This window comes from Rhodococcus sp. D-6, from assembly GCF_040256695.1.
GTDB lineage: Bacteria > Actinomycetota > Actinomycetes > Mycobacteriales > Mycobacteriaceae > Rhodococcus > Rhodococcus pyridinivorans.
In genome coordinates this window covers 4093636-4117422 of the sequence record NZ_CP132970.1, presented here as the reverse complement: position 1 = coordinate 4117422, position 23787 = coordinate 4093636, and the positions used below count along the sequence as shown (strand labels likewise).

Below are 23787 nucleotides of genomic sequence, written 5' to 3'. Positions count from 1 at the left end.
GGACACCCGCTTCACCCGCGCACGCCCGGACTCCCCAGCTCCGCTCGACTCCCGCGATACCCGACAACACCGGCTTTCACTGGAGACGCGCGAGACCCGCGATACCCGTCCGCACCCCTGCTCCCCCGCCCCACCGGACTCGCGCGATACCCGTCTACACCCCGACTCCCTAGGCCCACCCGACTCCCGCGATACCCCTGAAGCCCGCGACTCCCGCGAGTCACATGACTCCCCCACTCCCATGACCCCCGCGAGACCCCACCAACACAAGACACCCGCGAAACCCCAAGTACCCGCGAACCCCATGTGACACGCGATTCCCCCGATGCACGCGTTCCGTGCAATACCCGGGCAATAGGGGTACTGCGTGAAACACGAGAGTCACACGAAACCCCACGTCAACCGGTAAAACGGGAACAACTGGAGACACACTCAACCGGGACAACACGCGAAACGCACGACCAACGCGACACCCACGAATCACGCGGAGCCTGGGAACAGTGGGACACCCACGCCACACGCGATACCGGTGCATCCCAACACACACACGAATCGCCGGTTACCCGCTATACCCCTCGAATACGAGATACCCGGAACTTACTGGTATAGCGGAATACCCGGCCAACACGTGCCACACCGGTCACCCAACGAACACACCTCATACGCGATACCCGAACCTGACGGGAAGAGGGGGTAACACGAGACACCCGCGTTACCCGGAGAGGGCGTGCCACCCACGAATCGTGGGTCACACGTGACCCCCGCAGTACCCGACTGACCCATGCCACACGGGTTATCCACGGCACCCTTGTCACCCGCGAAACCCGGGAAGCGAGGGCGACACGCGAGACACGAGATACACGAGATACACGTGGCATACCCGACACCAGTGGTATGCGTGATACCCGTGACCAGCATGGAACCAGAGAAATGGGGGAGACACTCTAAACACGCGCATCACTAGAAACCGGGTGGACACACGAGACACGCTGTCCACGCGTTACCCTTCAACCACGCGAACCTCTCCAGTCACGGGAGTCACGCGCTACCACCGGACCCTGTGACACACGCGGATCGCGTGGAGAACCCGCCACCTACGGTTCTCGCACCACATCAACCACCAGAACACGAGGAGCTGCCGTGCAGCCTACGAATCTCGTCGCCCCCTCGCGTCGACACAGCGGGGGAGGGGTCCGATGAGCCTGACCCCTGCGGAACTCAACGCCGCACTCGACAAGTCCTGCTCGATGACCTCTCAGAAGGGTGGAGTCGCCAAGACCACCACCACCGCCCAGTACGCGAAGTTCCTCGCGAACGTCGGTGTGAAGGTCCTGATCGTCGACGCCGATACCAACCGCAGCATGACGGTCCTTACCGGCACCGGGCCGACTGTCGAGGACCCCGTCTCGATCGCCGACCTGATCAAGTACCCGACCGAGCCCAGCATCGTCGCTCGCGCTGCGCACCTGGCTACCGAACCGTGGCAGCCCGACACAACCCGGCCCTGGAAGCTCGGGGGAGCGCTCGTACCCGGAGGATCGGTTCATGTTGTGCCCTCACCGGGCGCAGCGCTGCAGGAGATCGCGGACGAGAAGCCCGCAGCCGCGCACTTGCGATTGTGGAAGGGGTTGCACGAGTCCGGACTGTCCTCGGACTACGACGTCGTGTTGATCGACTGCCCACCCTCGGTGGGGTCGACCACGGAACTCGCGATTCTCGCCTCCGGATGGGCCATCTTCCCGGCCCACCCGGAACTGCTCGGCACGGTCGGGTTCGCTGACGGCGTCCGAGCGGTCCAGCACTTCGCGGAGGCCTGGCGTCATCCGCTCGCAGTGGCAGGCGTCGTGGTCACCAAGGTCAACCGCACCACCGAGCACCGCATCGGAGTCGAAGGCACGGTCCAGTTCGTGAATGGGACCTGGCCTGACTCCGGCTTCGACGCCGACGATCCGCGGGACGCGTTCGCATCCGGGGTGTGGGCGCCGGCTATCAACGAAGCCGCGTTCGTCGCTGCTGCCAACGGTCGTGGCGAGTCCGTCGCCGACGCTCTGCCCTCGATGTTCACTGCAGCGGGGGAGCCGAAGATCAATACCGACTCGCAGTTGCGCCTGGTGTCCGCCTACATGCGGCACGCACTCAACCTTCTCGCGCTGCTCGCCCCGGAGCGGTACGAGGACACCATCGAGAAGCTCCAGAACGAACAGCTTCCTCAGGTGATGCGTGAGGTCCTGTTCGAGAGCCCGCTCAAGTTCACCGTCGAACCCGACGAAGACGACCATGTGCCGGCCGCAGACGCCGGTGGAGATGAAGGTGCGGCGGTTGCCGTGGCCGTCGCAGAAGGAGTTCAGTAATGGCGAAGATGACGTCAGGTCGACCCGATCGCTTCGGCGGCGGCACTCTGCCTCCGGCGTTCGTTGGCGCAACGGCACCTGCAGCAACGGCACCTGCAGCTGTCGAGCCCTCGCTCACTGCCGTCCCGGAGACGACGCCGGTGGCCGAGACTCCCGCACCCGCGCCGTCGGAGGTCGAGGAAGCTCCGGAACCGAAGGCCGCTCCGGAACCGACGAAGAAAAAGAGCACCACGTCGCGCAGCAAGCGGGTCGTCGAATCCACTAACAGCGAGGTCCGTCGCAAGTACGTCGAGTGGGACCAGTCGATCGAGGACGAGTTCCAGGACGGCTGCGACGACTGGTACGGCGACCGCGACCGTCGTGAGCGCAAGCGTCGCCTTGGCCGCCGTCCGTCGGACAACGCTATGGTCATCGCGTTGATGCGCCTCGGTCTCGAGACGATCGCCAAGGACCCGAAGGCCAACGATCGGCTTGAGGATCTGCTGCCGGTCGACGCACGGCGCCGCCGAAAGTCCTGAGCGCCCTATATATATACAGAGAGAGCCGTATCCCCGGGACGACCACGTGTCTCCCGGGGATACCGCTGTCCGGGGTAGGGGAGTGGTGCCCTACCACCCACACCCATCTCTGCATCGAGCTCTGTATTGAGCGAGGCCTATCTCTATAGGGCGCTGAAGGTGGGAGCGGTTGATTCCTCTAGTTGAGGTCACGCATCGGATCTGCGCAGGTCACAGCGCCGTCGAAGGTAATCCACGTGACGCGATCGAGCTCACCCGAGCCTGCGAGCAACGGTGTCGCCAAGGCATACCCGTTGAAACGGATCGATCGACGGTCGGGACTGACGATCACATTCGGCCCCCGGCCCCCCATGGCCCAGGAGGCGTGAGCCTTCCATCCAGTCCCCGTTTCATCTACCCACCCGAGGAGCACGGATGGACTGTAGGGCGGTCGATTGCTTCGCGGTTTCGGCACTTCATACTCGGCCTGCAAACCGACGTTGAGCGACTCGAAGACACCATCTTCGTTGGCGGAGTAGCCCCAACCCGTCCCGCTTATAGGCGGCGGATCTCCAACGGTCTCGCAGTGCACGCTGGTCGGCACCACAACGCCTTGCCAGCCACCAGCTACTTGTACGTGCGCTCCCACCGTTTCCATGAACTCCGCCGGTGGCATCGGTAAGGCGGCAGGTTCGTCGATCGTGCCCCCGAACCTGACCTGCGGCTTCTCATGTGGAACGGCTGCGGGCGTAGGAGAGGGAATGGTCGAAGTCTGGGTGGCCGTGCTGCTGGTGGGCGGGGAGGCTACTGGTGCGGTGGTGGATGCCCAGCTCGGTGTGGCGACGGTGGATGGAGCCGACGGCGCATCGGCGGTTTCCTCCGGGGACACCGAAACCTCTGGTCCGCACGCCGCGGCCATCACCGTCAGAGCTGCCAGAGCCAGCATCCGTCGCATCGCACAGTCCAATCGGAGGTGGGGAAGGAGTCTCATTCTCACCCGGCACAGTCACCGGGGCGGTTTCTACGCTGGGTGAGAGTCGGAGCATTCGCATCGTTGGTGGAGCCGAGAGGACGCGGCCTTACGAATCTCCCCGTCTCCCCGGGAGACGCCTGTCCGCCTCCGTGGTCGCAGGAGAGAAACCCGCCGGCGGGGGACACGTGCCCGAAGGTTCGTCGAATTCCTCCAGGTCAGCGCCGGTGGAGAAGCGACATGGTCCTATGTCGCGACCACCACGCCCAACCACCCAGGAGGACCGCGATGACCGAGACGATGCCCGCGCGATGGGACCGCGCAACGGCGACCACGCTCGCCCGTCTCCGCGAGACGACCGGCCGCCCGGTGAGCTTCCTGGTGACTCAAGCGGTCCTCCACGCGACCAATGACGGAGCCAATCTGACCAATTACTTCGCCACCCCCGCCCGTGGTGACACCGTCCGCACGACCGTCACCCTGCACGGCGACGTCGCCAGCAAGCTCGACTCGATCGCCGCAGCACATCCGTCGGCAAGAGGAGTGCGCAGTAGATACGCCGTGGTTCGGGCCTGCGTGCGATGGTGGCTCGACACCGACCTCGATGACCTGTCCGCTCGCCTGGGCGGGCAGTGGCTCCGAGTGGAGGCGCGTCGTGCCTGAACCCCGTCAACTGCGGAGACCGCGCCGGACTACCAGCGGCCCCGGCTTCGTCCAGATCCCCAAGACGTTCGAGAAGCAGTGCCTGGCCGACGAACTCACCCTCGAAGAGATCGGACTGCTCACCCTCGCGAACACCCATCCCGAGACCAAACACGTCGGCGTCCTCTACCGCCCGAACGAATGGAACGACGTGTTCGGCGGAACCAGTCACGTCGGGCGACTCCTCGATAACCTGCAGGCCAAAGGAAAGCTCGCCCTCGATGGGTACTGGGTCCTCATCCGCGGCTGGATGCCCACTCGCGGGTTTCGTCAGCCGAAGTACTTCTCCTCTGGTCTGTACAGCCTTGTGCACCAAGTCGACTCACCGCTGCTCCGGATGGTGATCGGATCCGAACTCCTCGGCCTGCGACTGTGCGACCAGACGCCCGCGGACCTGGAGAAGAACCGGATGTACCAGTACGCCTCGGAGTACTGGGAGGAAATCACCGGCTGCCCTTTAATTCCCGCCAGTTCGATGACCGGCGACCTCCTGCGGCCCCCGGAGGAGATGCTCGATCACCTTGCTGTGATGCCCGGCGCGGAAACGGCATTCAAAGGCCTCACCTCGCGGTCGTGGTCCGTGATCGACGAGCCGCTGCGTGCCCCCCTGCAGCGCTCACTGTTGTCCCGGTTCGGAGACAATCGGTTCGGGCATCTCAACAGCACCCGGCTCGGTTGACCGGCTCTGTCCGCTGCACCGTTGCATGAACGGCGGGCCCGCCACTGGTGGGCCCGCCGAGCTATATCCACGGCCGGTGGATCCCAACAACTCCCGAGCTTCCGGTACGAGACGGTCAGCGCAGCCCACCACCGCCGCAGCCGCCGGCCGATTTCAAGGGAGTTGCCCATGCCTGCCACTCGTTCCGCAGAACGCACTGAGTTCCTCACCGATGTCTTCACTACCGCGATGGAAGGCGGGGTCTCGTACTGGGCATCAGTGCTCGAGTACAGGCACACCGAGTCGCCGCGGGCGGTGCTCGTTCACACCGAGGAGCTCATTCTCGGTCACGAGACCATGAGCTGGGTTCCCGGTCCGGACGCGGAGGAACTTATCGTCGATCTCGATGTCGTAGCGCGAGGGATCAGTCGAATCGTCAAGGGAGAGGTCGACTACTTGCCCGAGACGCATCGCGCGCGGATCGCCGCCGCCAGCCGGGAGAACGACATGATGCCGGCGGATGGCCGACACGGTGACATCGACGCGGGGATCGCCGAGCACGTCGTGCAGGCAGCACTGTTCGGTGCGATCGTGCACGGTTGAGCATTTGGCTACGACAGGAACAAGCCCGTCCCGATCACGTCGGGGCGGGCTTCGTCGTAGGGTCGGAACTACCTTCGCAGGACGGGATTTCGAGCTGTCCACGAAAGGGCTCGGCGGGGCATTTGTCCGGTATTTCCGGTGGTGTAGGGGTGGTGTAGGTCTGCCATAGGGTATGCCGATTTCCGTCGGCCCCGATCTGGCATAGCCCTGCCATACCCAATGCCGATTCAGACTATTCGGACAGTCATGGGGTATGCCATCCGCGCGATGAACGATGGGTTCCGGAATCATCACCGCAGGTCAAGCCACACGCTCTGGAACGACGCTTGTGTGGCGTAGGGTATGCCGCCCAATCGGTCTGGCATAGGCGTGGCATAGGGGTGGCATACCCATGGCATACCGCCTATCGCGCGAATAAGAACTGAGATATAAGAACTACTAGTGGTCACCTTGGGTAGGTGGGGGGTGTGGGGGGAGGGGCAAATTCGCGACGCACGGTCGCCACACGAACGCGACCTGCAGCCGGCTCGACGCTGCGGACCCAACGAACCGTCGCCAGGCTGCAGGCCCGCTGTCCCGGCTGACGCCGAGACGCCCAGATCGATCCGCCTCTCAGACGTTCTGAAACCCCCGACCGGGCACAGGAACCCACCCCACACTCTTCAGGCGTCCCACGGCCCGCACAGCCGTACAAAACATCGACCGGAGAACAGCCGCCCGGCCGCCTCTCGACGCCAGCTCACCCGCGTAACCCTCTGCCCGTCCATCGGATGCGCCCCTTCCCGGGCGCCGGCCCCGCCCGTTTCCGTTCGATGCACCCTCACCGAACAGGCACACCCGGTCGCGGTCGAATCAAGGCGCCACCTCGATAGGGACACCGAAACTGCTGGACACACGACCATTTCGTCTTCCGACCGGACTGGAGAAGCGAAACCGTAGCCTTTCGCGCACCACCACGACCACCAATCGAAAGGCCCCGGTATGCCCCTCCGCGCAGCCGCGGACACCGAACTCGCCACAGTCGTCTCGGACGCGGTCGCAGCCGCCCTGCCCGCCTTCATCGACGCTGTTACCGCAGCCGTGCTGTCCGACCCTCGCCTCACCGTCCAGCAGAGCTTCATCGCCGACACACCCGCACCGGCAGGTGCCACTGCCGGGCTTCAAGCGGTGCTCGCCGCGAACCCGAAGCACCGGCCGACCGACCCGGACGCGTGGATCGCCGCGGTCGCCGAGCACTACCCGGCCGCTGCGCCGGCGCTGGAGTGGGCATGGTCCGATCAGTGCCCTACCGACTACTGGCGACGCCTCCGCGGTGCACCGAGCATCGCCAGGAGGCAAGGGCGCAGTACCCGAAGCGAACTCGACCAGCTGCTGTCCGAGCACTCTCTTGCCACCACTCGAGATCGCGCCGACCTCGTCATCGACCTCAGCGCTGCCGTCGAGACTGTGCGGGCCGCGATCGCCGAACGGCACACCGCAAAGGCGACCTACACCTGGCGGCGCAACCTTCTCGCCGCCGCGCACGTCACCGGCGGCAACCTTCATCAGGCCGTCACCGTGATCTGCTGGTGCCTGCGCTCACGGCCCCACTGGCAGCGCACCATCACCCAGGCCCCGTCGAAGTCCACCTTCGAGAAGATGCTCGGCGACTGGCGCGCCGATGGACAGGACTGGACCATCGCCGATGTCGCCGAACCCGAGATGGCTGAGCAACTGCGCGACCTCGGACGGACATGGACGCGGTACCAGAGCAAGCACGGGGGAGGGGCGTCTCCGTCGGTGCCCCGCACCGGCCGCAACCTCCACCGCGCCCTCGCAGGCGACGGCATCGAGGCGGTTCCGGCCGCCGAGCTCGGTGCGCTGATGCGGTGGTGGTTCGAGGAGGGCAATGCCCGCTTCCACATCCGGGACGCCGATTTCCCCACCCCTGACGTTGTGTCGCGCGCGCTGCTCGCGATGCGGACCTCCCGTACCGCAGGTCCGTCGAACGGCGTCGCCGCCACCAACACCGCCGCCTCGGGGGTGCGCGCCCATACCGATCTGAGCGAACTCGAGGGACTTGCATGATCACACCCAACAGCCCCCGCCGCATCTCCGCGGTCCTCGGACAGGTCACCACGATCGAGGTGCCCTGCCGCGATTGCGGCGCTCTCGTCGCTCGTCCCGCACAGCTTCCCGGCCGCCCGGAAGGCTGGCGCGACGCTGTCCGGTGTCGGGTGCATGCCGCCGCAGCAGGCGTCGACGCCGCCTCTGCCCGCGCCGCGTCCGCCCGAGATCGCGACCGTCAGACGTGGTTCGACACTGTCCGCGCATTCGACGCGGTCGCCGGATACGAGCACGCGAGTGTCGACGAGATCGACTCGACCAAGACTGCTGCCGCATGCCGTCGCCTCATCGATACCCACACCGCGGCCGATCCGCACGGCGGTCATCGCGGTGGCATCGCGCTCATCGGACCCACCGGGATCGGCAAGACCCGCGCCATGTTCTCAGTCGTCAATGCGCTCGCCCCCGGCCGCCGCGCGCTCGTCGGCAGCGAAGACACCATCCTCGCCGTCGACGTGCCGCCGTGGGAACTCACCGCCGCGATCACCGCGCGGATCACCGGAGTCGAAGTCCTCGGCATCGACGACGTCGGAGTGTCCCTACGCCGGCCCGACGAGCGAATGCTCGCCTGGAAGGCATTGGCCGACGCAGTAGCCCGTGCCACTCACCCAGTGACAGTCGTGATCACCACGAACTTGCAGGGGTGGACGGCGTTGACCGGTTGGGTTGGCGCGCAGGCTGCATCGCGATTGTCCGGATGGATGCCGCTGGCGTCCCCGGGGTGGACCGATCGCCGCACAGGTAGAACGCATGAGCAGTGGCGCAACGACCTGCTCGCCGCCCAACGACCCGAGGAGCGAAACCGATGAGCCAGACCGGCATCGAACTCCCCGAGGCGCTCGAGATCCCGGCCCGCGGATGGCTGCGGGGCCTGTTCGATCGCAGTGCACCGGACCTTGCTGGCCAGATGGACGCCGCGGTCGCCGCGGTGCGTTCGAGTCGTCGACCCGAGTACGTGGCGGTGTTCGGAGGCAAGGGGGGAGCGGGCAAGACGACCACCTCCACCGGGATCGGGTCGATGCTCGCCGCGGTGATGCGTGACCGGGTGGCAGTTGTCGACTCCAACCCGGACAAGGGCACGCTGCGACTCAAGTTCCCGAAAGGGCAGTCCGCGCTCCCGCTGCAGCAGCTCGCCGGCCGTACCGAGGTGCTCCATAGTTACTCGGACCTGCGGCCGTATCTGCTGTCCAACGACCTCGGCCTCGACGCGCTCACCTCGACGCGGCACCGGGACACGACCTCGGACGGTCCGGTGTACGCCGAGATCCTCGACTTCCTCACCGCCGACTACCGCGTGGTCGTCGCCGACTGCGGCACCAGCGCAACGTCCGATGTGGCCCGTGAGGTCCTGGCCCGTGCCACGCAGTTGGTGGTCGTCACGCCGGCCCAGATCGACGGGTTCTACGCGCTGCTGGAGACACTCGATGAGCTGGTCGACATGCGGCGTTCCAAGCTGCTCGGCGATGCGGTGGCGGTGATCAACGGGATCCACGAGTCGACCTCGGTGGACGTCGACAAGATCCACGCTGATCTCAAGCGGCGTGTGCGGGCGGTGCGGCGGATCCCGCACGATCCGCTCTTGGCAGCAGGTGCGGCGTTCGACTTCGGCCAGCTTCAGCCGGGGACGAAGGTGGCCTACGCGGAACTGGCGGCGACGGTGACGGCCAGATTCCGGTAGCCGGCCGCGTCGTCGGCGCTGCAACAGTGTCGGTCCCGGTGGGCAGGGTTTGTGATGCGTGAGCGATTCGCCACGTGAAGTCGTGGGGAGGGGTAGGCGATGTCGGGGGAGTTGAATCGACAGTTCAAGGAAGGGCTACCGCGGCGGCGTCGACCGTGCGTGGAGTGCCCGTGGCGCCGTGATGTCGCGGCGGGGAAGTTCGGGCGGGACCGTTTCGATGCGCTGGCGGGCACCGCGGGAGGCCCGGGGTGTGAGGCGGGCGTCGGCGCTCCGATGTTCGTGTGCCACAAGTCGCGGGAAGGCTCCGACAAGGCGTGCGCGGGGTGGCTCGCCACCGTCGGGGCCGACCATCTCGGCGTCCGGATCGCGGTGGTACGCGGGGATCTCGACCCGGCGGCGCTGCAGCCCGGTGAGGGGTGGCCGCTGCTGTTCGACAGCTTCGAAGAGATGGCCGCCGTGCAGGCCGCGGCCGATGGTGCGTTCTGTGAGACCGGAACCGGTAGCGGTACACCGATGATCGAGGCCAGGGAAGGGTGACACGAGCGATGAGCAGGCTTGTTGGCGAGAGTGCGGTCACGCAGCGGTATGCGTTCTGTGAGCCCGTCACCGCTGCGGCGATGGGCAAGATCCACCTTCGGTCAACCGAGGGGCACCCTGGTTCGCCCGCGGGTTTGCCTGCCGGAACGGCGGCGCTGTGTGGCCGTGACCTTCGGTCCGGGTGGGATCTCGAGCTGATGGCCACCGAGGAGTCCATCGCAGAGGCTGGACGACCGCGCGCCAGCGACGGCCATGTGTGGTTGTGCAGCCTGTGCGCTGAGCAGTACGCGAGGGAGGAGCATGGCGATGTCGCCGACGTCTGACGTGTTGGGTCCGGGAGTTCCGGAGGTGCCGGGTATCGCGCCGAGTGTGACGTTCGGGTGGGTTCCGGGGCTGATCGGCAACGAGCCGGGCGTCGTAGTCGAAGGAATTCCTGGGTTGGTGGGCGACGGTCCGGGCATCGTTGTCGGTGGGGTGATCGGATTCCCAGAGTCGGCGAGCGCCATCCCGGGGATGACGGTCGGCCTGCCGCCGGGGCCGATCGGTGTGGGCCTCGGTGACGTGGGCCCTGTGGTGAGCGACTCGTCGGATTCGGTGGCCATGTTGTTGCTGCTGTCCTCGGTGGCATCGGGGTGTGCGGCTGTCGGTTTGGTGTTGATCGTCGTGACCTTGCTGGGCCGTCGTTCGCGGACTCGGTCTTGAACGTGCGTCGGATGCCGGGTGGCTTGGAGCCAGACCTGTCCGGTGCCGGTTCGCGTTCTTGGGCGGTGCATAGCTGGCCGGCCGATCGTCGACCGCGTCTTGCGGCACGCCGAGATGGGCGAGCGCGTGGCGATTTTCGTCTCGGCAGTTCAGCGCCGTGCACCAGTAGCGAAGTCTGCAACACACGCTGTACGCCGGCGGCATCGTCGGTTGCAGCAGTTCTCACCGACACTCTGGAGTACACGTGAACGCAGACAATCGAATCCCCGCCAGCTCCCCGTGGGGTGCTGTGCAGTACGGCAGCGTCGTCGCCGACGGCATCATCACCGTCTCCACGGCCGGACACGGGGGTGTGCGGATCAGCCCGGAGCGGTTCAAGCAGATGCCCGCCGCACTTCGAATCGGACGACGGCGCTGGTTCGAGGAGGACTGCGAGGCCGCTCTTGTGGGACTCGCATTCGCCGATGACCTTGGGCTCGACGATCGTCGCCGGGCTCAGGTTGCGCAGTCGGTGGCCGACTGGTTCCCGACGAAGTGGGAAGCGCACTTCGGTCGCACGCTCGAGCCGGGGGAGTCGTACCTGCGGGACAAGGAGACCTTCGAGGTGGCCACCGCCGACCAGTTCGTCGCCGACAGCGCGTTGGGGGACTGGCACGAGGACGTCCCGGAGGGGATGGTCGGGGTGACCGCGCTCCGCCGCGGCGACGGCGCCCGCGGCAGGTTCCTGGTCGCCCACGACCGGTACTCCCAGCGCGGCAAGTTCGGGTACGTGCTCGACGAGGCGGTCGACGTGGTGTGGTCGTCCGCACCGAAGCTCGCGGCGTAGTCACCGGACATGGGTCGGCCCTCGGGGGAAGTCACTCCCCGGGGGGTCGACCCGCGTCGTCTCCATGACGCCGGCGGACAGCCGGCGATGTTGATTCGCGCCGTGCGGTGCAGCGCTGCAACACCTGCGATCCCCGCTCGCGAACCTTGCGTCGCCCGATAGGCCCCGACAGTGAGGAACCGAATTATGGGAACCGACGTCTACTCATCCACCCGACTGACCATCACTGAAGAGCAGTCGACCGCGCCGACGTTCAAGGAGATCGTCGACCGGCTGCTGGAGATCCCCGAACTCGACGAGGTCGACGCGTCCGACACGCCCTTCGACACCGTCTTGTCGGCGCTGATGTCGACGATGTACGAAGCGACCGGCACGGACGAAATCGAGAAGGACGGCGACACGTTCGTGCTCTCCGTTTCCGGGTGGGGGCGGCTCCGAGGAATGGAGGAAACCCTGCGGGTGCTCGCCGATGCTGGCTTCGTGGGCGAGATCGAATGTGAGGACGAGCACAGCGACCGGTGGCGGTACCGGATCGACGACGCCGGGCTCGTTCACCGTGATGCAGGCGAAACCATCTACACGGGGGGCCCGATCACAGGGGTCTGGCTTGTGCAGATGCAGCCCCCAGATGACAGCGATCTCGACCACGTCGCCGTCGTCGGCGCCGAACAGGACGCCGAGCCGATTCTCGCCGGCTGGGCGCGCAGGGACGCCCGCGAACTCATCGAGCGCGGCGAGCTGGCCGCCTCGCGTATCGACCTCGATGTGGACGATTCGGCGTTCCTTGACAGGTGGGCCGAGGTCGGCGGCGTGAAGTGGGATGTCTACCAGCCGAAGTGACTACCGCGGACGTGGGGGTCGGGGTGAAACACCCCGACACCACGCCACGCACGGTGGTGGACATCCCGCTCCCACCGAAAGGACCGACTGTGCAGATCTTCGACCTCCCGACCAACCTGGCCTGCATCCAGCCTGATTCGGCGGGAAGCGAGAACTGGGTCGGACTCACCCGCGGCCTGCCGGGCTCGGGCAAGAGCTCTCTCGCTCGGTTGTGGGTGCAGCAGGACCCGGAGCGCCGGGTTCGGATCAGCCGTGACGATCTCCGCGCCGAACTGTTCTCCGGCTCCGGCCAGCTCACCGAAGAGCAGGAGAAGGTCATCACCTTGACTCAACGAGCGCGGACCGCGGCAGCGCTCGGGCAGGGCCGCTCGGTCGTGTGCGACGACACCCTGCTCGACCCAGCACACCTCACAGCGTGGGAGGAGTTCCTCGCCCCGTTCGGCGTCCCCGTCGTCGTGGTCGACGTACCGACCCCAGTCGACGAGTGCATCCGTCGCGACCGCGAACGCGGCGCCGCAGGAGGACGACAGGTCGGGGAGGCGGTCATCCGCATGCTCGCCGACCGCTACGGATACCCGGGTGGACAGTGCTGACCGGCAGACTCGTCGGGCAGGGCGAGCCGGACAAGGGGGCTCGTACCGTGCCCGCCATGAACAATGCTGTCCGCCAATCAGAACCGCTGCCCGTGTGGGTTGTCGTGGCCGACACGACAGGACGGCTCGCCGCGCCCTGCCAGGCCGTGGGCATCACGGCGCACCGAGCGTTGCTGGTCGCCGCGACAGACGACGTCGACGCATTCGTCGCGGCGGTCGCACGGTTCGGCGTGACTGTTCCGTCGCGGCGTCGCGGTGACCTCCTGCCGGCGGGGGTGGTGCAGGCGGTATTCGACCCGATTGTCGGTACGACTCGCGAGCGTCCTGGCCGGTTGCTCGCTCGATGTGGTGATGGCCGGGACGGTGCTGTCCTCGTCGACGGTGACCTGGTGGTGCCCTGGGCCGACCTCGGAGACCTGACCGCGCTCGCTGCCGAAGCCGCACGCACCGCGGCATAGCCGGGGACGTGCACGACCGCCGGGACAGTCACAGCAGTAGCGGCAGCCAGGGCGTGCATCGTCCGCCGGCCCGGTCTGGCTGAAACACGCAGGGCCCCGGCTTCATAGCGTCCATCCTCGACAGCTTCCCGTAGATGCCCCGAGGAGAACCCATGACGGCGACCGACGCGCCCGATGCCTACCTGACCGCGGCGCTCGCCGACCATGGTGACCCGCTGACCGGCGACCAGTACGTCGAGCGCGTGCTGCTCGCGCGGCAGGCGGCGTGGGCGGATCAGCACCGCGCCGTGGGAGAGGCGAAGGGCCTCAAGCTGTCACGGATCATCACGCCGCTGCTGCCGGACTTCGTGCTGGAGGCGGACATCGCGCACGTACAGCTTCCGCAGGCGACGCCCAAGCACCGGCCGCGGCCGCGGCGCTACCGTCCCGCGTCGTACTGGCAGGACCGCGTGAACAAGGTCGGCGCGCAGATGGAGACGCTGGCGGAGCCGATCATCACCGACCGCGCCGCGGCGGGAGGCGCCGCGCTGGGCCCGCGGCGAACCCGCAGGGTCCAACAGCAGGAGGACACACGGCTGGCCCGCTACACCCAGCTCCAGCGGCAGCACGGCCACGCGCAACAGATGCTGCGGGCCGCGCAGGCGCGGGAGGCGTGTCACACCCAGGGGTGACGATCACCCACAGAGACTGCGGCCGCCGCGTCGGCCGAAACCGGTGCGGCGGCGGCGAACGACTCACGTAGCGTGCGCCGCCGCACCATCCGAGAGAAGAGGGAGAAACCAGATGAGCGTGGATGGGTTCGTATTCGTCGACCTCGAAACCACCGGCACCAGAGCAGCCGAACACGAGATCCTCGAGATCGGCTTCGCGCTGTACTCCGTGGACCTCGAGCCGGTCGAGCGGTTCGAGATGCTCGCGGTCACCACCGGCACCGCAGTCCTGATCGAGCGGGTCCGAAACGACCCGGCCTACGACTTCATTACCCGGATGCACACCAAGAACGGCCTGTTCGCGGAGCTCGAAAAGCAACTCGTCACCCTCGGCGACAAGGTCCCTACGGACCTGTCGGGGTACGAATCCGAGATCGTCGACATCCTCGCCCGGTGGGGAGTGGACGAATCCACCCCGCTGTGCGGGTGCTCGCACCGCATGGATCGTGAGTTCCTCGACCGGTGGTTGCCGAAGGTCGAGGCGATGTTCTCGTACCGCATGATCGACGCGCGGTCGTTCTGCGAAGCCGGAGCGATCCTCGACGCCGGGCGTACCGCCGAACGCCTCAAACTCGTCGACGAGTACGGCACCGCAAACCATCGGGTGGCCGAGGACATCCACTACGCCGCGAACCTGCTGCGCGTCTTCCACGATCGGGCCCCGATTCCATTCGGCGCCTGAACCGCATACCAACTCAGGGTCGGCCCGTCCCCTTTCCGGAGGGGCGGGCCGACCCGTATTCGTTGCTCCGCTCGGCTGTCCACACCCCCCACCGCAGCCCACAGGCCTGATGGTCTGCGGCGGACTGCAACACGACCACCGGTGGCACCGGAAGGTCAAGGGCATCAACTTCGATTCGCCGGGAGGCCACCGTGACCGTCACCTTCGACCCGCCGCTGCTGCAGCGCATCGCCGGCTACAACCGCACGCTCCGCGAGGAGATCGCCGAGCGTGCGGCCGCGCAGCGCGCTCTCGCCGCCCGCGCTCTCGCGTTTGCTGCTCACGCGGTGAATCCGGATGCGCACACCGTCACGGTGCACGAGATCGACTCGTGGTTCGCATTCACGGACGTCACCTGCACGGGACCCGACGGCTCGCTGCGCGCGGTAAAGGGCTTGCCTGTCGAGGTGCTCAGCGTCGTCAGCGCCGCGCTGGCGACCCTTTGCCCTGGCGAAGCGTGCGCGCCGTGGAGGCGGGCCCAATCCACCGCTGAGCTGGACATCGCAGCTGCGCTCGTCCCGGCCGCCGGGTACCCATTTCAGACTGTCGAAGAGCGGGTCCTTGGCGCGCTCGAGAAGCAGACCGGCAAGACGATCCGAAAGGTTGAGATCACCAGCGAGGAGTTCGAAAACGGCTTCTACCCCTCGACCACGGTGGAGGTCGATTTCACCGATGGCGACAGCGAGCACGTGTACTTCGAGGCGTTCGCCGATGGGGATTTCCTCTCAGAGTTGCACGAATACCAGGGTCAGTTCGGTCGCAACACCCGCATCGTGATCACCCGGTCCGCACAGGGCATCACGATCGACTGATCACCGCGCACGGCCCGCACCGGGGATGGCGGGCCGTGCGCCTTCCTTTCAGCTCGTCGGTTGTCCGCAGCACCCGCTGACCCATCGTCGACCCATCCACGCCGGTGCTCGTGTGCCGGCGACCGAACCGAACTGGAGACGAACTCATGACCACGAACCCGCACGATCCGACCAACCTCACCGAGGTCGCCAACAAGCGAGGCACCTTCATCCGCGTTGGTCAACAGTGGTGCGACAACAGCCCGACTCGGGATCCGATCCGGCACTTCACTATCGAGGCGATCGAGGAGACCTACGGCCACCATCAGGCCATCTGCCGGATCACCCACGGCACCGACCGCGCCACCGGTGGCCGCGTGCCGATTGATCGGGTGGTGAGCATCGACGTCGACCGGTTACACCCGGTCCGCACCGGCTACCGACAAGTCGACCCCTCCGATCCGACGTGACCCGGGTCGTGAACGGTCTCGGCCATGGAGGTCTTCGGAGGACTGTGAAAAGCCACCGGGTGCACCGCACCGTCGTTCGCACTGTCGTCGTGCGACCTGGAACCTGTCCGCCCGCACCAAGTTGGGGGAGGGTGGAGAAGCCGGCCCTCATGCTGCCTGTCACGTGATGACGAGGGGATGGCATGGGATTTCCGGGGATCGACGGTCGCATCGGCGAGGCTGATCGTTTGAAGAATCCGCGTGCCGTTCGAAAGTTGTCCGTATGTCAGACGAGTCGGTGCAGCCGCTCATGGCGGAACACCCGTGCCGTAACGGATGAAACACCTATCGGATGTGTTTCTAGCGTTGCAATTGCCATCACGGAGATTGCAACGCGAGGAGGACACGCCATGCCGCGAAGGATTCGACCCGAATGCACGTGCGGGACCTGGGATCGGCTTCACGAGCCTCACTGCGACCGCCGCACCCGCGACTTCATCGAGAACGACGAATTCGATGACGCGGTCGACGAGTTCAGGGACGACTGGGAACCGACCCCGACCGACTACGTCGCTGCCGGGCTCAACATCGCCTGACACCTCTACCGCGGCTGCCCCGTGCACCTGGCGGGGCAGCCGCCGTATCTGCCTGCCCTCAACACCGAAAGTGAGGACTGATGTCCGAAGCCACCCGTCCCAAGAGCACCATCGCGCAGATCATCACCGCCGTCGCCGCGGTCACCGGCGTCGTTCTGCTGGTGCTCGCGGGCGTCGTCTTTGCACAGATCGCCGAGCAGTCGGCTGTCACCGTCCCCAGCGCCGTCAAACAGTGGGCGTGCCTGCCCTACACCGAGTACGTCCTCGACCAGCACCGCGCCGGTCTGACGCCCGAGCAGATCCGGGCGACCCTCGACGTCGTCGAACTCGACCGCGGTTCACAACCGGGAGTCACCCCTGCCACTGTGAACATCGACGAACCACGACTCGACTCGATCGACACATGCGGTTTGCCCGCCGAGATCATCGACGCGGCCGCGAAGTAGCGACGTCAGCACCGGCCCCGGCCCCGTCCCTCGCGCGAGGGACGGGGCCGTCATCGTCTACCGGGCGACGCGTTCACGCGCGTCGAGTTCCTTGCCGAGCAGGTCGAACTCGGTGAGCATCCGGTACCAGTCCTCGACATGGTGCTCGACGTCGTAACCGGCCTCGAACAGACGTCGGATGAGGTCGAGCTGCTGGTTGTACCGGTCGACCCAGGCAGGCGCCCACACGGTGCCGTTCCAGCGCCGGTAGCCGTACGGCATGTGCTCCCAGCCACGGATGCCGGGCGGAAACGACTGCGAAGCAGCAGAAGCAGAAACGAACATGAGGCCCTCCTGCGGGGGCTCGGGCGCAGCGGAAGGCCGCGCAGGCGGTGGGCCACCGACGGTGGCCCCGGGTCCTCATGTGGTGTGCAGCGACGGTATCGACCGCAGGCACGTGGTGTTTCAGCTGCCGCTCCACTGGTGAAGCCGGCCGGTACCGTGCCGCTCGCGGCGCACGCCGGAGTTTGTCGGGGTGTACAGGGAAGATGCGCGCAGATGCGAGCTGTCCGCCGTTGTCGGGCAGGGAAGGGTGAGGTGAGGTGACCGCAGTCGAGCAGGTCGATACCTTGCGGGCCGCGGTGATTGCGCTTCACCAGTCGGGTTCGGCGACAGCCATTCTGTCGGCCGCCGCACGGTCGGCGCACTGGCACCCCGCCGTCGTCGAGCGCGTTCGAGCTCAGTTGCCGGCCTTCGCCGACCAGCTCGGCGCCCTCGGGTTCGACCTCACCCAGCTCCTCGGTCCCACCGCCCAGAAAGCGAAGCCCCCGCCGCAGCGCGCGCCGCGGCATGGCTTCGGCGCCGGCCCGCCGCGTGTCCCACTGGATCCGGCACTGCGCGCTCCACAGCACGCTGCGCCGCGGCGTGGTTTCGGTGCCGGCCCTGCCGCGCCAGCCACCGATCCGGCCCTGCACCAGGGGACACCGAAACCGCAGCACACAACCCGAAACGCTCGCCCCCGCCACGACGTCGAGATCCGCACCATCCCGACGCTGTCGGCCGCAGCCGTCCTCAGGCAGCCCTCCCACAAGCCACCACTCGAGTTCGAAGGCACTCTCGACGGACTGCGCGGCGTCCCCATCGATGACCTCGCCGGCATCCGAGACGACGCCGGCATCGGCGACAAGGAACTCGAACGCCTCACCGCCGCCGGCATCGCCACGGTCTACGACCTGATGATGCGGGTGCCGCTGCGCTACATCGACCGCTCCGAGATCACCCCCATGTCGGCCCTGCGGCCCGGGATGAAGAACGTCGCCACCGTCGGCAAGGTGCTGTCCACCAAAGCCGACTGGGGCAAGAAGTACGCCCGCATCGAGATCGGCGCCGGCGGCTACCGGGTCACCTCGATGCAATTCCAGCAGCCGTGGCTGGCGCAGCGCTTCCGCCGTGACGACCTCGTGCTGATGTGGGGTGACGTCACCGAATGGGAAGGGTTCATCCAGATGGGCGGTGCGCTGATCGCGCCGATGCGCGATGCCACCGCCCCGTTCGTGCCGGTGTACCCGCAGTCCGACAAACACCAGGTCTCGACGTGGACGCTGCACCGCGCCGCCCTCGACGCGCTGCGCCGTCTGCCCGCGCTCGACGATCCGCTCCCGGATCAGATCCGCACCGCCCGGCAGTTGCCGGGTCGGCTCGAGGCGCTGCGCGCCGTGCACGTCCCCGACAACGCCGCAGATGCCACCTCGGGCAGGGACCGTCTCGCGTACGACGAGCTGCTGCGGATGCAGTTGGCGATGGGTGTGCAGCGCAACGCCGCCCGGCAGCGACCCGCGGTAGTGCACGCACCCACCGGCACGCTCACCCGCCCGTGGCTCGATTCGCTGCCGTGGCCACTGACCGGTGCCCAGACCCGCGTCCTGAAGGAGATCGCCGCCGATCTGCGGGCGCCGTCGCCGATGAAGCGGCTACTGCAGGGAGACGTTGGTAGCGGGAAGACCGCCACGGCCATCGGTGCCATGCTCATGGCCGTCGAAGGCGGCCACCAGGCAGCCCTCATGGCACCCATCGGCGTCCTCGTCCAGCAGCACTACGAGGAGATCGCCGAAACCTGCGAGCAGCTCGGCCTTCGAGCCGTCCTCGTCCCGGGCAAGAACAAGCCCAAGGCCCGACGCGAGGCGCTCGCCGGCCTCGCCTCGGGGGAGATCCACATCGCCGTCGGCACCACCGGCCTGCTGTCCGAGGACGTGCAGTTCAAAAGCCTCGGTCTCGCAGTGATCGACGAGCAGCACCGGTTTGGAGTGAACCAGCGTGCAGCGTTGCTCGCCAAGGGCCCCGGCGGTGCGATCGCCGACGAACTCGGCGCCACCGCCACACCCATTCCGCGTACCGCGGCGATGACCCAGTTCGGTGACGTCGACATCTCCATCCTCGATGAGCTGCCCCCGGGCCGGACTCCGATCAAGACTCGGTGGGAACCGGTGGTCCCCCTGGACGACCCGGCCCACGAACACTGGGTCTTCGTCCGCTCCCAGATCGCCGAAGGTCGACAGGCGTTCGTGGTCTGCCCGCTTGTTGCCGAGCCGGAAACGAAGGCCGGCCAGGAATCCGAAGCGCAGTCCGCTGCCGCCATGGAAACCGCGACAGCGCTCTCCGACGGTGCACTGTCCGGGCTGCGGATCGCGGTGGTTACCGGCCGGCAGAAGCCGGCCGACCGAGCCGAGATCATGCACGCCTTCAGCATCGGAGAGCTCGACGTGCTCGTCGCGACCACGGTGATCGAAGTCGGTGTGTCGGTACCGAACGCCACCACCATCACCATCCTCGACGCCGGCAACTTCGGTCTCGCGCAGCTCCACCAGCTCCGCGGCCGCGTCGGACGAGGCAAGCACCCCGGGTTCTGCGTCCTCACCGGTGAGGTGTCCGACATCGGACCTGAGTTAGGACATTTGGCTTAGTGTCCCGATTCGAACCCGAGACGGGTGAGAATCTCCAGCTCGGCAGCAGGGATCTGCGGCGGAAAGTCCTGGACGGCACCGTTGATGGCGATGGTCGAGGTCCGCAGCGGCCGCAGTTGCTTGACCAGCCTCGCGACCGCGACACCGGTGTGGTCCTGGGCGCAGCGGGCGACGGCCAGAGCGGCGAACACGATGGTCAGGTGCGCCTCGATGGCGTCGCGGGTGCGGTGGAACATCGGCCGTGCCCGCAGATCGGTCTTCGACATGCGAAACGACTGCTCGACATGCCACAGGTCGTGGTACTTGCCGATCACCTCGCCCGGTTCCATGAGCGTGACCGGGATGTTGGTGACGTATCCCTTCAAGCCGACCAGCGATCGAGCTCGTGCCAGCGCGGCATCATCGAGTCGCTGACCTGCGCTGGTGGTCTTGACGAAGCGCGTCGCCTTCGACTTCTGGGTGCCCTCGACCACCGCCCGCGCCCTCGCCTCCTGGGCATTGAGAGTCTGGTTGTCGCGCACGGCACGTTTGCGGGTGTACTGCCAGATCGCCCGCCACGAGGTGGGATGCCGAACCGGATCCCAGACCGGTTCGGCCCGCCTTTTCACGGTGTTGACCACGCTGCGGGCGTGCCGGGGGGTGACGGTGTCGATGATCTGCCCATCGGTGAACACATCACCGTGCCAATGGAAATGGGACGTCAGATCAGCGGGCGCCTTCGTCACCCGGGAGCCGACGATGAACTTCAGGCCGGCCTCGTCGAGAGCGGTGAGATTCGCCGCCGACAGCATGCCGGCGTCGGCGGCGATGACCATCTCCACGCCCTCGAGGTCGTGCCGGGCCTGGAACTGACGCACCATGGGGACCAGGGTGTGGGTTTCGGCCTTGTTGCCTTCGAAACAGGCGATCTCCAGTGGGAACCCGGTGCGGTCGACGAGCAACCCGACCACGATTTGTGGATCGACCCGGCGCTCTTTGGAGTAGCCGACCTTGCGCAGGTCGTCTTCCTTCTCGGCCTCGAAGTACAAGGTGGTCACATCGAACAGCAGCAATCCCAACCCGCCGGTGCTGGCCGCGTACTCGAAGCAGCGGCGGGCGATCCGGTCGCGGTAGTCGCCGGTGATGATCTGCGCGAGGTGGCGTTGAATCGTTTTGTACGACACCGGATCAGCGCCGAGATCGCCGAGGACGCGCAGGGCATCGATCTTCGAGGTCGGTTCGACGATCCGGGCGATGACCAGGTCTTTGAACACCGCGTCGTCGATGATGTCGAAGCCGAGCCCGTCGTAGACGAAGGTGAGCACGTCGTAGAGCAACCGGGCGCTGGTGCGCACGGTTCGTCCCGCCCCGGCGAGCTCGCCACCCTTGCTCGTCGTCGGGCCGGGCAGTTGGCCGGTCCGCCAGTCGGCAACATCGGCGATCTGCTCGACGGGCGTCGGCACATCCAGCTCCAGCACGCCTTGATCGCCGTGCAGCAGGTGTCGGGCTCGTTCGAGCAGAATGCCCAGCTCGACGTCGGTATGCGCGGACCCGACGTGAGCGAGGATCTCGTGCCGGCCGCGGTGTTTGCGCACGACCTGCACCGCGACCGCTCCGGATGCGGTGCGCACTTTCCGCACGAATGCCACGGCCCGAACCTACCTGCTTAGTGTCCCGATCCGCTTCGTCGACGTCGTGAATGCGCAGGTGGAAGCCTCGACAGGTGTTCTACCCGCCAGTAATGTCCTAACTCAGGAGGCAAGCACCCCGGGTTCTGCGTCCTCACCGGTGAGGTGTCCGACATCGGACAGGCCCGCATGGACGCGATGTGCGAAACGACGGACGGCTTCAAGCTCGCCAACGTCGACCTCGAGCTCCGCGGACCCGGCGCACTCGCTGGCACCGCCCAGGCCGGGCACCGCGCAGGGCTGCTCGTCGCGGACCTGCTCGCCGACGCCGAGCTGATGCACGCCGCCCGCGCGGACGCACAGCAGATGCTCGCGGCCGACCCACACCTCCTCCGCCGACCGACCCTGCGCGCCGAAGTCGAACGCGCCTTGGGGGAGGACGCCCACTACCTGCGGCGAAGTTGAGCGCTATGCGGGGAAGACGTTGGCAGTCCTGCAGGGGTGCAGATCGACAGCCGCATACTTAGACCACCCTGCTGCTGGTCCACCGACTGTCTGGGGAAATAGGAATCTGAGCGGTCAGTTCCTGAAGGATGTCGCGGAGCGCTTCCACAATGACAGCCCCTTCGGCGTTGATGTTGTTCCTGGTCCATTCTCTGACCAATGTCCGTTTCCCTCCAGAATCGGTCCGATGGACCTCCGCGACTAGGTCGACCGTCGGGCGAGCCGAGTCGTCCCCCATCACGCCGCCGACAATCGTCTGAAGGTCTCCCTGGTCTGGCACGAGTCGGAGGATCAGCGCTCCCTCCCACGGCTCGGGCGGAGGAGGCCCATCTCCCTCATAATCACCGATGGGCGCATTCCGGCCGTGAGACGCCAAAACGGCTGGGCCATCGACCTGATCATCGGCATCGAAACGCCAATCAACTTTGACGCTTGAGTCGAAGACCACGTTCTTAAATGCAGACTTGATCTCCGACTGAAGGGTTGTGAAATACTGTGCTTTGGCCTGATTGAACCTCTCGTGGTTGGTCACCAATGTTCCGTAGACGCTGCGAGGAGAGGGTGCGGGCTCTATGCCTTGCGTCAAACGAAGCCAGGACTGGAATTCGTCCCGAATTTCCCGTGCGGTCGGTCTGCGGAATGGATCATTCGATGTGGCATCCCGGAGAAGTGGGTCGAGGGGATAACCCGCTGGCCCGAAAAAGCGGCGGAACGAATAGGCCCACTCCGTGGTTGAGTTCATCTCTCCCTGTGGTGGGAACAAGATCGGTACCTCGGCTCGCTCTTCGGTGGCGTCCGGCTCTTCGGTCGCGTCCGCCAAAGCGCACTCGTACTGGTACTCAGCTAGAGACCACATTGTCTTTATGAGTGAGTACACGTCCGCAGCGGGCCAATATGTAGTGGGTTTCGGATTTAGCGCCTCGGGTGCTAAGTAAGCGAACGGCCCAAGCTTGTTGAGCTCTTGGGTGTGTCTCACTCTGTCTTCCCAGCCCGCGATTCCGAAGTCGCCAAACGCGGGGGTGTTCTCAAGCCAGAAGAGGTTGTCCGGTTTGATATCGCGATGCGTGAGTCCCTTCTCCTGATGGAGTTTAAAAAGGGTGTCCGCTAACTCAGCGAACAGGCTGACCAACGAGCGGAAATCCTTGCCGCGAACATAGTCCTGCAGGGGCGTCGCGGTCTGCATGACGAACCATCGGGGGCGTTCTCCAGGCTCTCGATCAAGGAGAGGAACCACGCCCTTGATTCTCCCCAACGCTTCCAACCCTTTGACCTCGTTGAAGAAGCGTTCCCGGGCGGTTTTCGACGCATCGTCGTTCCGCATACGTTTGGCTACTGCGCGTTTGGGAGGTTGCCGGGGACGAGGAATCACACTATCAATGGACCATACATGTGCACCGCCGAGTTTCTTTCTCAGAACCCAGCGGTCGCCGATTCGGTCATTCGTTTCCCACTTTGGGAGCGGAACGTAACTGCCGTTGTCGTCATGCGAACTGGTCACAAGTG

At 66.3% G+C, this 23787-nt stretch carries 26 protein-coding genes; 22 read left to right on the top strand and 4 right to left on the bottom strand.

Annotated elements, in window-relative coordinates; translation table 11 throughout:
* Positions 1 to 1196 precede the first annotated feature (1196 nt).
* Both RBB84_RS19270 and RBB84_RS19265 read left to right on the top strand, forming a co-directional pair.
* Positions 1197 to 2351 carry a ParA family protein gene (locus tag RBB84_RS19270; protein WP_138846040.1) on the top strand — a complete coding sequence of 385 codons (1155 nt, stop codon included), beginning with the start codon at positions 1197 to 1199 and terminating at the stop codon, positions 2349 to 2351.
* Positions 2351 to 2869: a hypothetical protein gene (locus tag RBB84_RS19265; protein ID WP_228045357.1), complete on the top strand. Its 519-nt coding sequence runs from the start codon at positions 2351 to 2353 to the stop codon at positions 2867 to 2869. Before RBB84_RS19270 ends, RBB84_RS19265 begins: the two co-directional genes overlap by 1 nt.
* A 178-nt stretch (positions 2870 to 3047) precedes the next feature.
* On the opposite strand, the gene RBB84_RS19260 is transcribed toward RBB84_RS19265, so the two are convergent.
* Positions 3048 to 3794: a hypothetical protein gene (locus tag RBB84_RS19260; protein ID WP_350246499.1), complete on the bottom strand. Its 747-nt coding sequence runs from the start codon at positions 3792 to 3794 to the stop codon at positions 3048 to 3050.
* A 312-nt stretch (positions 3795 to 4106) separates the two neighbouring features.
* Here RBB84_RS19260 and RBB84_RS19255 point away from each other — a divergent pair, with 312 nt between their 5' ends.
* The 18 genes from RBB84_RS19255 (at position 4107) to RBB84_RS19170 (ending at position 17234) form a co-directional block, all read left to right on the top strand.
* Positions 4107 to 4481 carry a hypothetical protein gene (locus RBB84_RS19255; RefSeq protein WP_169690342.1) on the top strand — a complete coding sequence of 125 codons (375 nt, stop codon included), beginning with the start codon at positions 4107 to 4109 and terminating at the stop codon, positions 4479 to 4481.
* The gene (locus tag RBB84_RS19250) at positions 4474 to 5199 is read left to right on the top strand and encodes a hypothetical protein (protein ID WP_169690343.1); all 726 of its coding nucleotides are present in this window, start codon (positions 4474 to 4476) and stop codon (positions 5197 to 5199) included. Before RBB84_RS19255 ends, RBB84_RS19250 begins: the two co-directional genes overlap by 8 nt.
* A 168-nt stretch (positions 5200 to 5367) precedes the next feature.
* Positions 5368 to 5781, top strand: coding sequence for a hypothetical protein (locus RBB84_RS19245; RefSeq protein ID WP_229568573.1), 414 nt, complete (start codon positions 5368 to 5370; stop codon positions 5779 to 5781).
* Between the two features lie 981 nt (positions 5782 to 6762).
* Positions 6763 to 7848: a hypothetical protein gene (locus RBB84_RS19240; RefSeq protein ID WP_350246496.1), complete on the top strand. Its 1086-nt coding sequence runs from the start codon at positions 6763 to 6765 to the stop codon at positions 7846 to 7848.
* Positions 7845 to 8696, top strand: a complete 852-nt coding sequence (locus RBB84_RS19235) for a hypothetical protein (RefSeq protein ID WP_350246495.1) — start codon at positions 7845 to 7847, stop codon at positions 8694 to 8696. Before RBB84_RS19240 ends, RBB84_RS19235 begins: the two co-directional genes overlap by 4 nt.
* Complete coding sequence (locus RBB84_RS19230) at positions 8693 to 9565, top strand: AAA family ATPase (RefSeq protein WP_193904251.1); 873 nt, start codon at positions 8693 to 8695, stop codon at positions 9563 to 9565. The genes RBB84_RS19235 and RBB84_RS19230 overlap by 4 nt, the downstream gene beginning before the upstream one ends.
* Positions 9566 to 9664: 99 nt before the next feature.
* Positions 9665 to 10102, top strand: a complete 438-nt coding sequence (locus tag RBB84_RS19225) for a DUF6283 family protein (RefSeq protein WP_350246493.1) — start codon at positions 9665 to 9667, stop codon at positions 10100 to 10102.
* 306 nt (positions 10103 to 10408) lie between these two features.
* Positions 10409 to 10804 carry a hypothetical protein gene (locus RBB84_RS19220; RefSeq protein WP_193904253.1) on the top strand — a complete coding sequence of 132 codons (396 nt, stop codon included), beginning with the start codon at positions 10409 to 10411 and terminating at the stop codon, positions 10802 to 10804.
* A 244-nt stretch (positions 10805 to 11048) separates the two neighbouring features.
* Complete coding sequence (locus RBB84_RS19215) at positions 11049 to 11630, top strand: hypothetical protein (protein ID WP_193904254.1); 582 nt, start codon at positions 11049 to 11051, stop codon at positions 11628 to 11630.
* A gap of 186 nt (positions 11631 to 11816) precedes the next feature.
* Positions 11817 to 12470 carry a hypothetical protein gene (locus tag RBB84_RS19210; RefSeq protein WP_350246491.1) on the top strand — a complete coding sequence of 218 codons (654 nt, stop codon included), beginning with the start codon at positions 11817 to 11819 and terminating at the stop codon, positions 12468 to 12470.
* A gap of 89 nt (positions 12471 to 12559) precedes the next feature.
* The gene (locus RBB84_RS19205; protein WP_350246490.1) at positions 12560 to 13063 is read left to right on the top strand and encodes an AAA family ATPase; all 504 of its coding nucleotides are present in this window, start codon (positions 12560 to 12562) and stop codon (positions 13061 to 13063) included.
* Between the two features lie 56 nt (positions 13064 to 13119).
* On the top strand, positions 13120 to 13521 hold the full coding sequence (locus tag RBB84_RS19200; protein ID WP_193904257.1) for a hypothetical protein: 402 nt from the start codon (positions 13120 to 13122) through the stop codon (positions 13519 to 13521).
* Between the two features lie 152 nt (positions 13522 to 13673).
* On the top strand, positions 13674 to 14192 hold the full coding sequence (locus RBB84_RS19195; RefSeq protein ID WP_193904258.1) for a hypothetical protein: 519 nt from the start codon (positions 13674 to 13676) through the stop codon (positions 14190 to 14192).
* A gap of 112 nt (positions 14193 to 14304) precedes the next feature.
* Positions 14305 to 14913 carry an exonuclease domain-containing protein gene (locus tag RBB84_RS19190; RefSeq protein WP_350246487.1) on the top strand — a complete coding sequence of 203 codons (609 nt, stop codon included), beginning with the start codon at positions 14305 to 14307 and terminating at the stop codon, positions 14911 to 14913.
* Positions 14914 to 15104: 191 nt separating this feature from the next.
* Positions 15105 to 15764 (top strand): hypothetical protein, encoded by a 660-nt coding sequence (locus tag RBB84_RS19185; protein ID WP_350246486.1) that lies wholly within the window; start codon positions 15105 to 15107, stop codon positions 15762 to 15764.
* A 146-nt stretch (positions 15765 to 15910) separates the two neighbouring features.
* On the top strand, positions 15911 to 16213 hold the full coding sequence (locus RBB84_RS19180; RefSeq protein ID WP_326603347.1) for a hypothetical protein: 303 nt from the start codon (positions 15911 to 15913) through the stop codon (positions 16211 to 16213).
* 389 nt (positions 16214 to 16602) lie between these two features.
* Positions 16603 to 16788, top strand: a complete 186-nt coding sequence (locus RBB84_RS19175; RefSeq protein WP_138846023.1) for a hypothetical protein — start codon at positions 16603 to 16605, stop codon at positions 16786 to 16788.
* An 80-nt stretch (positions 16789 to 16868) separates the two neighbouring features.
* Positions 16869 to 17234: a hypothetical protein gene (locus RBB84_RS19170; protein WP_138846022.1), complete on the top strand. Its 366-nt coding sequence runs from the start codon at positions 16869 to 16871 to the stop codon at positions 17232 to 17234.
* 57 nt (positions 17235 to 17291) lie between these two features.
* On the opposite strand, the gene RBB84_RS19165 is transcribed toward RBB84_RS19170, so the two are convergent.
* Positions 17292 to 17558 (bottom strand): hypothetical protein, encoded by a 267-nt coding sequence (locus RBB84_RS19165; RefSeq protein WP_138846021.1) that lies wholly within the window; start codon positions 17556 to 17558, stop codon positions 17292 to 17294.
* Between the two features lie 257 nt (positions 17559 to 17815).
* Between RBB84_RS19165 and RBB84_RS19160 the strand changes: the two genes are divergently transcribed.
* Positions 17816 to 20173 carry an ATP-dependent DNA helicase RecG gene (locus tag RBB84_RS19160; protein ID WP_350246483.1) on the top strand — a complete coding sequence of 786 codons (2358 nt, stop codon included), beginning with the start codon at positions 17816 to 17818 and terminating at the stop codon, positions 20171 to 20173.
* Here the strand turns inward: RBB84_RS19160 and RBB84_RS19155 are convergent.
* Positions 20170 to 21801 (bottom strand): IS1634 family transposase, encoded by a 1632-nt coding sequence (locus RBB84_RS19155; protein WP_203011628.1) that lies wholly within the window; start codon positions 21799 to 21801, stop codon positions 20170 to 20172. The genes RBB84_RS19160 and RBB84_RS19155 overlap by 4 nt on opposite strands.
* Positions 21802 to 21978: 177 nt before the next feature.
* On the opposite strand from RBB84_RS19155, the gene RBB84_RS19150 reads away from it, so the two are divergent.
* Positions 21979 to 22245 (top strand): hypothetical protein, encoded by a 267-nt coding sequence (locus tag RBB84_RS19150; RefSeq protein WP_350246482.1) that lies wholly within the window; start codon positions 21979 to 21981, stop codon positions 22243 to 22245.
* Between the two features lie 58 nt (positions 22246 to 22303).
* Here RBB84_RS19150 and RBB84_RS19145 read toward each other — a convergent pair whose 3' ends face one another.
* A complete protein-coding gene (locus RBB84_RS19145) occupies positions 22304 to 23782 on the bottom strand; it encodes a phosphotransferase (protein ID WP_350246480.1) in 1479 nt (492 codons plus the stop codon).
* Positions 23783 to 23787: the final 5 nt, after the last annotated feature.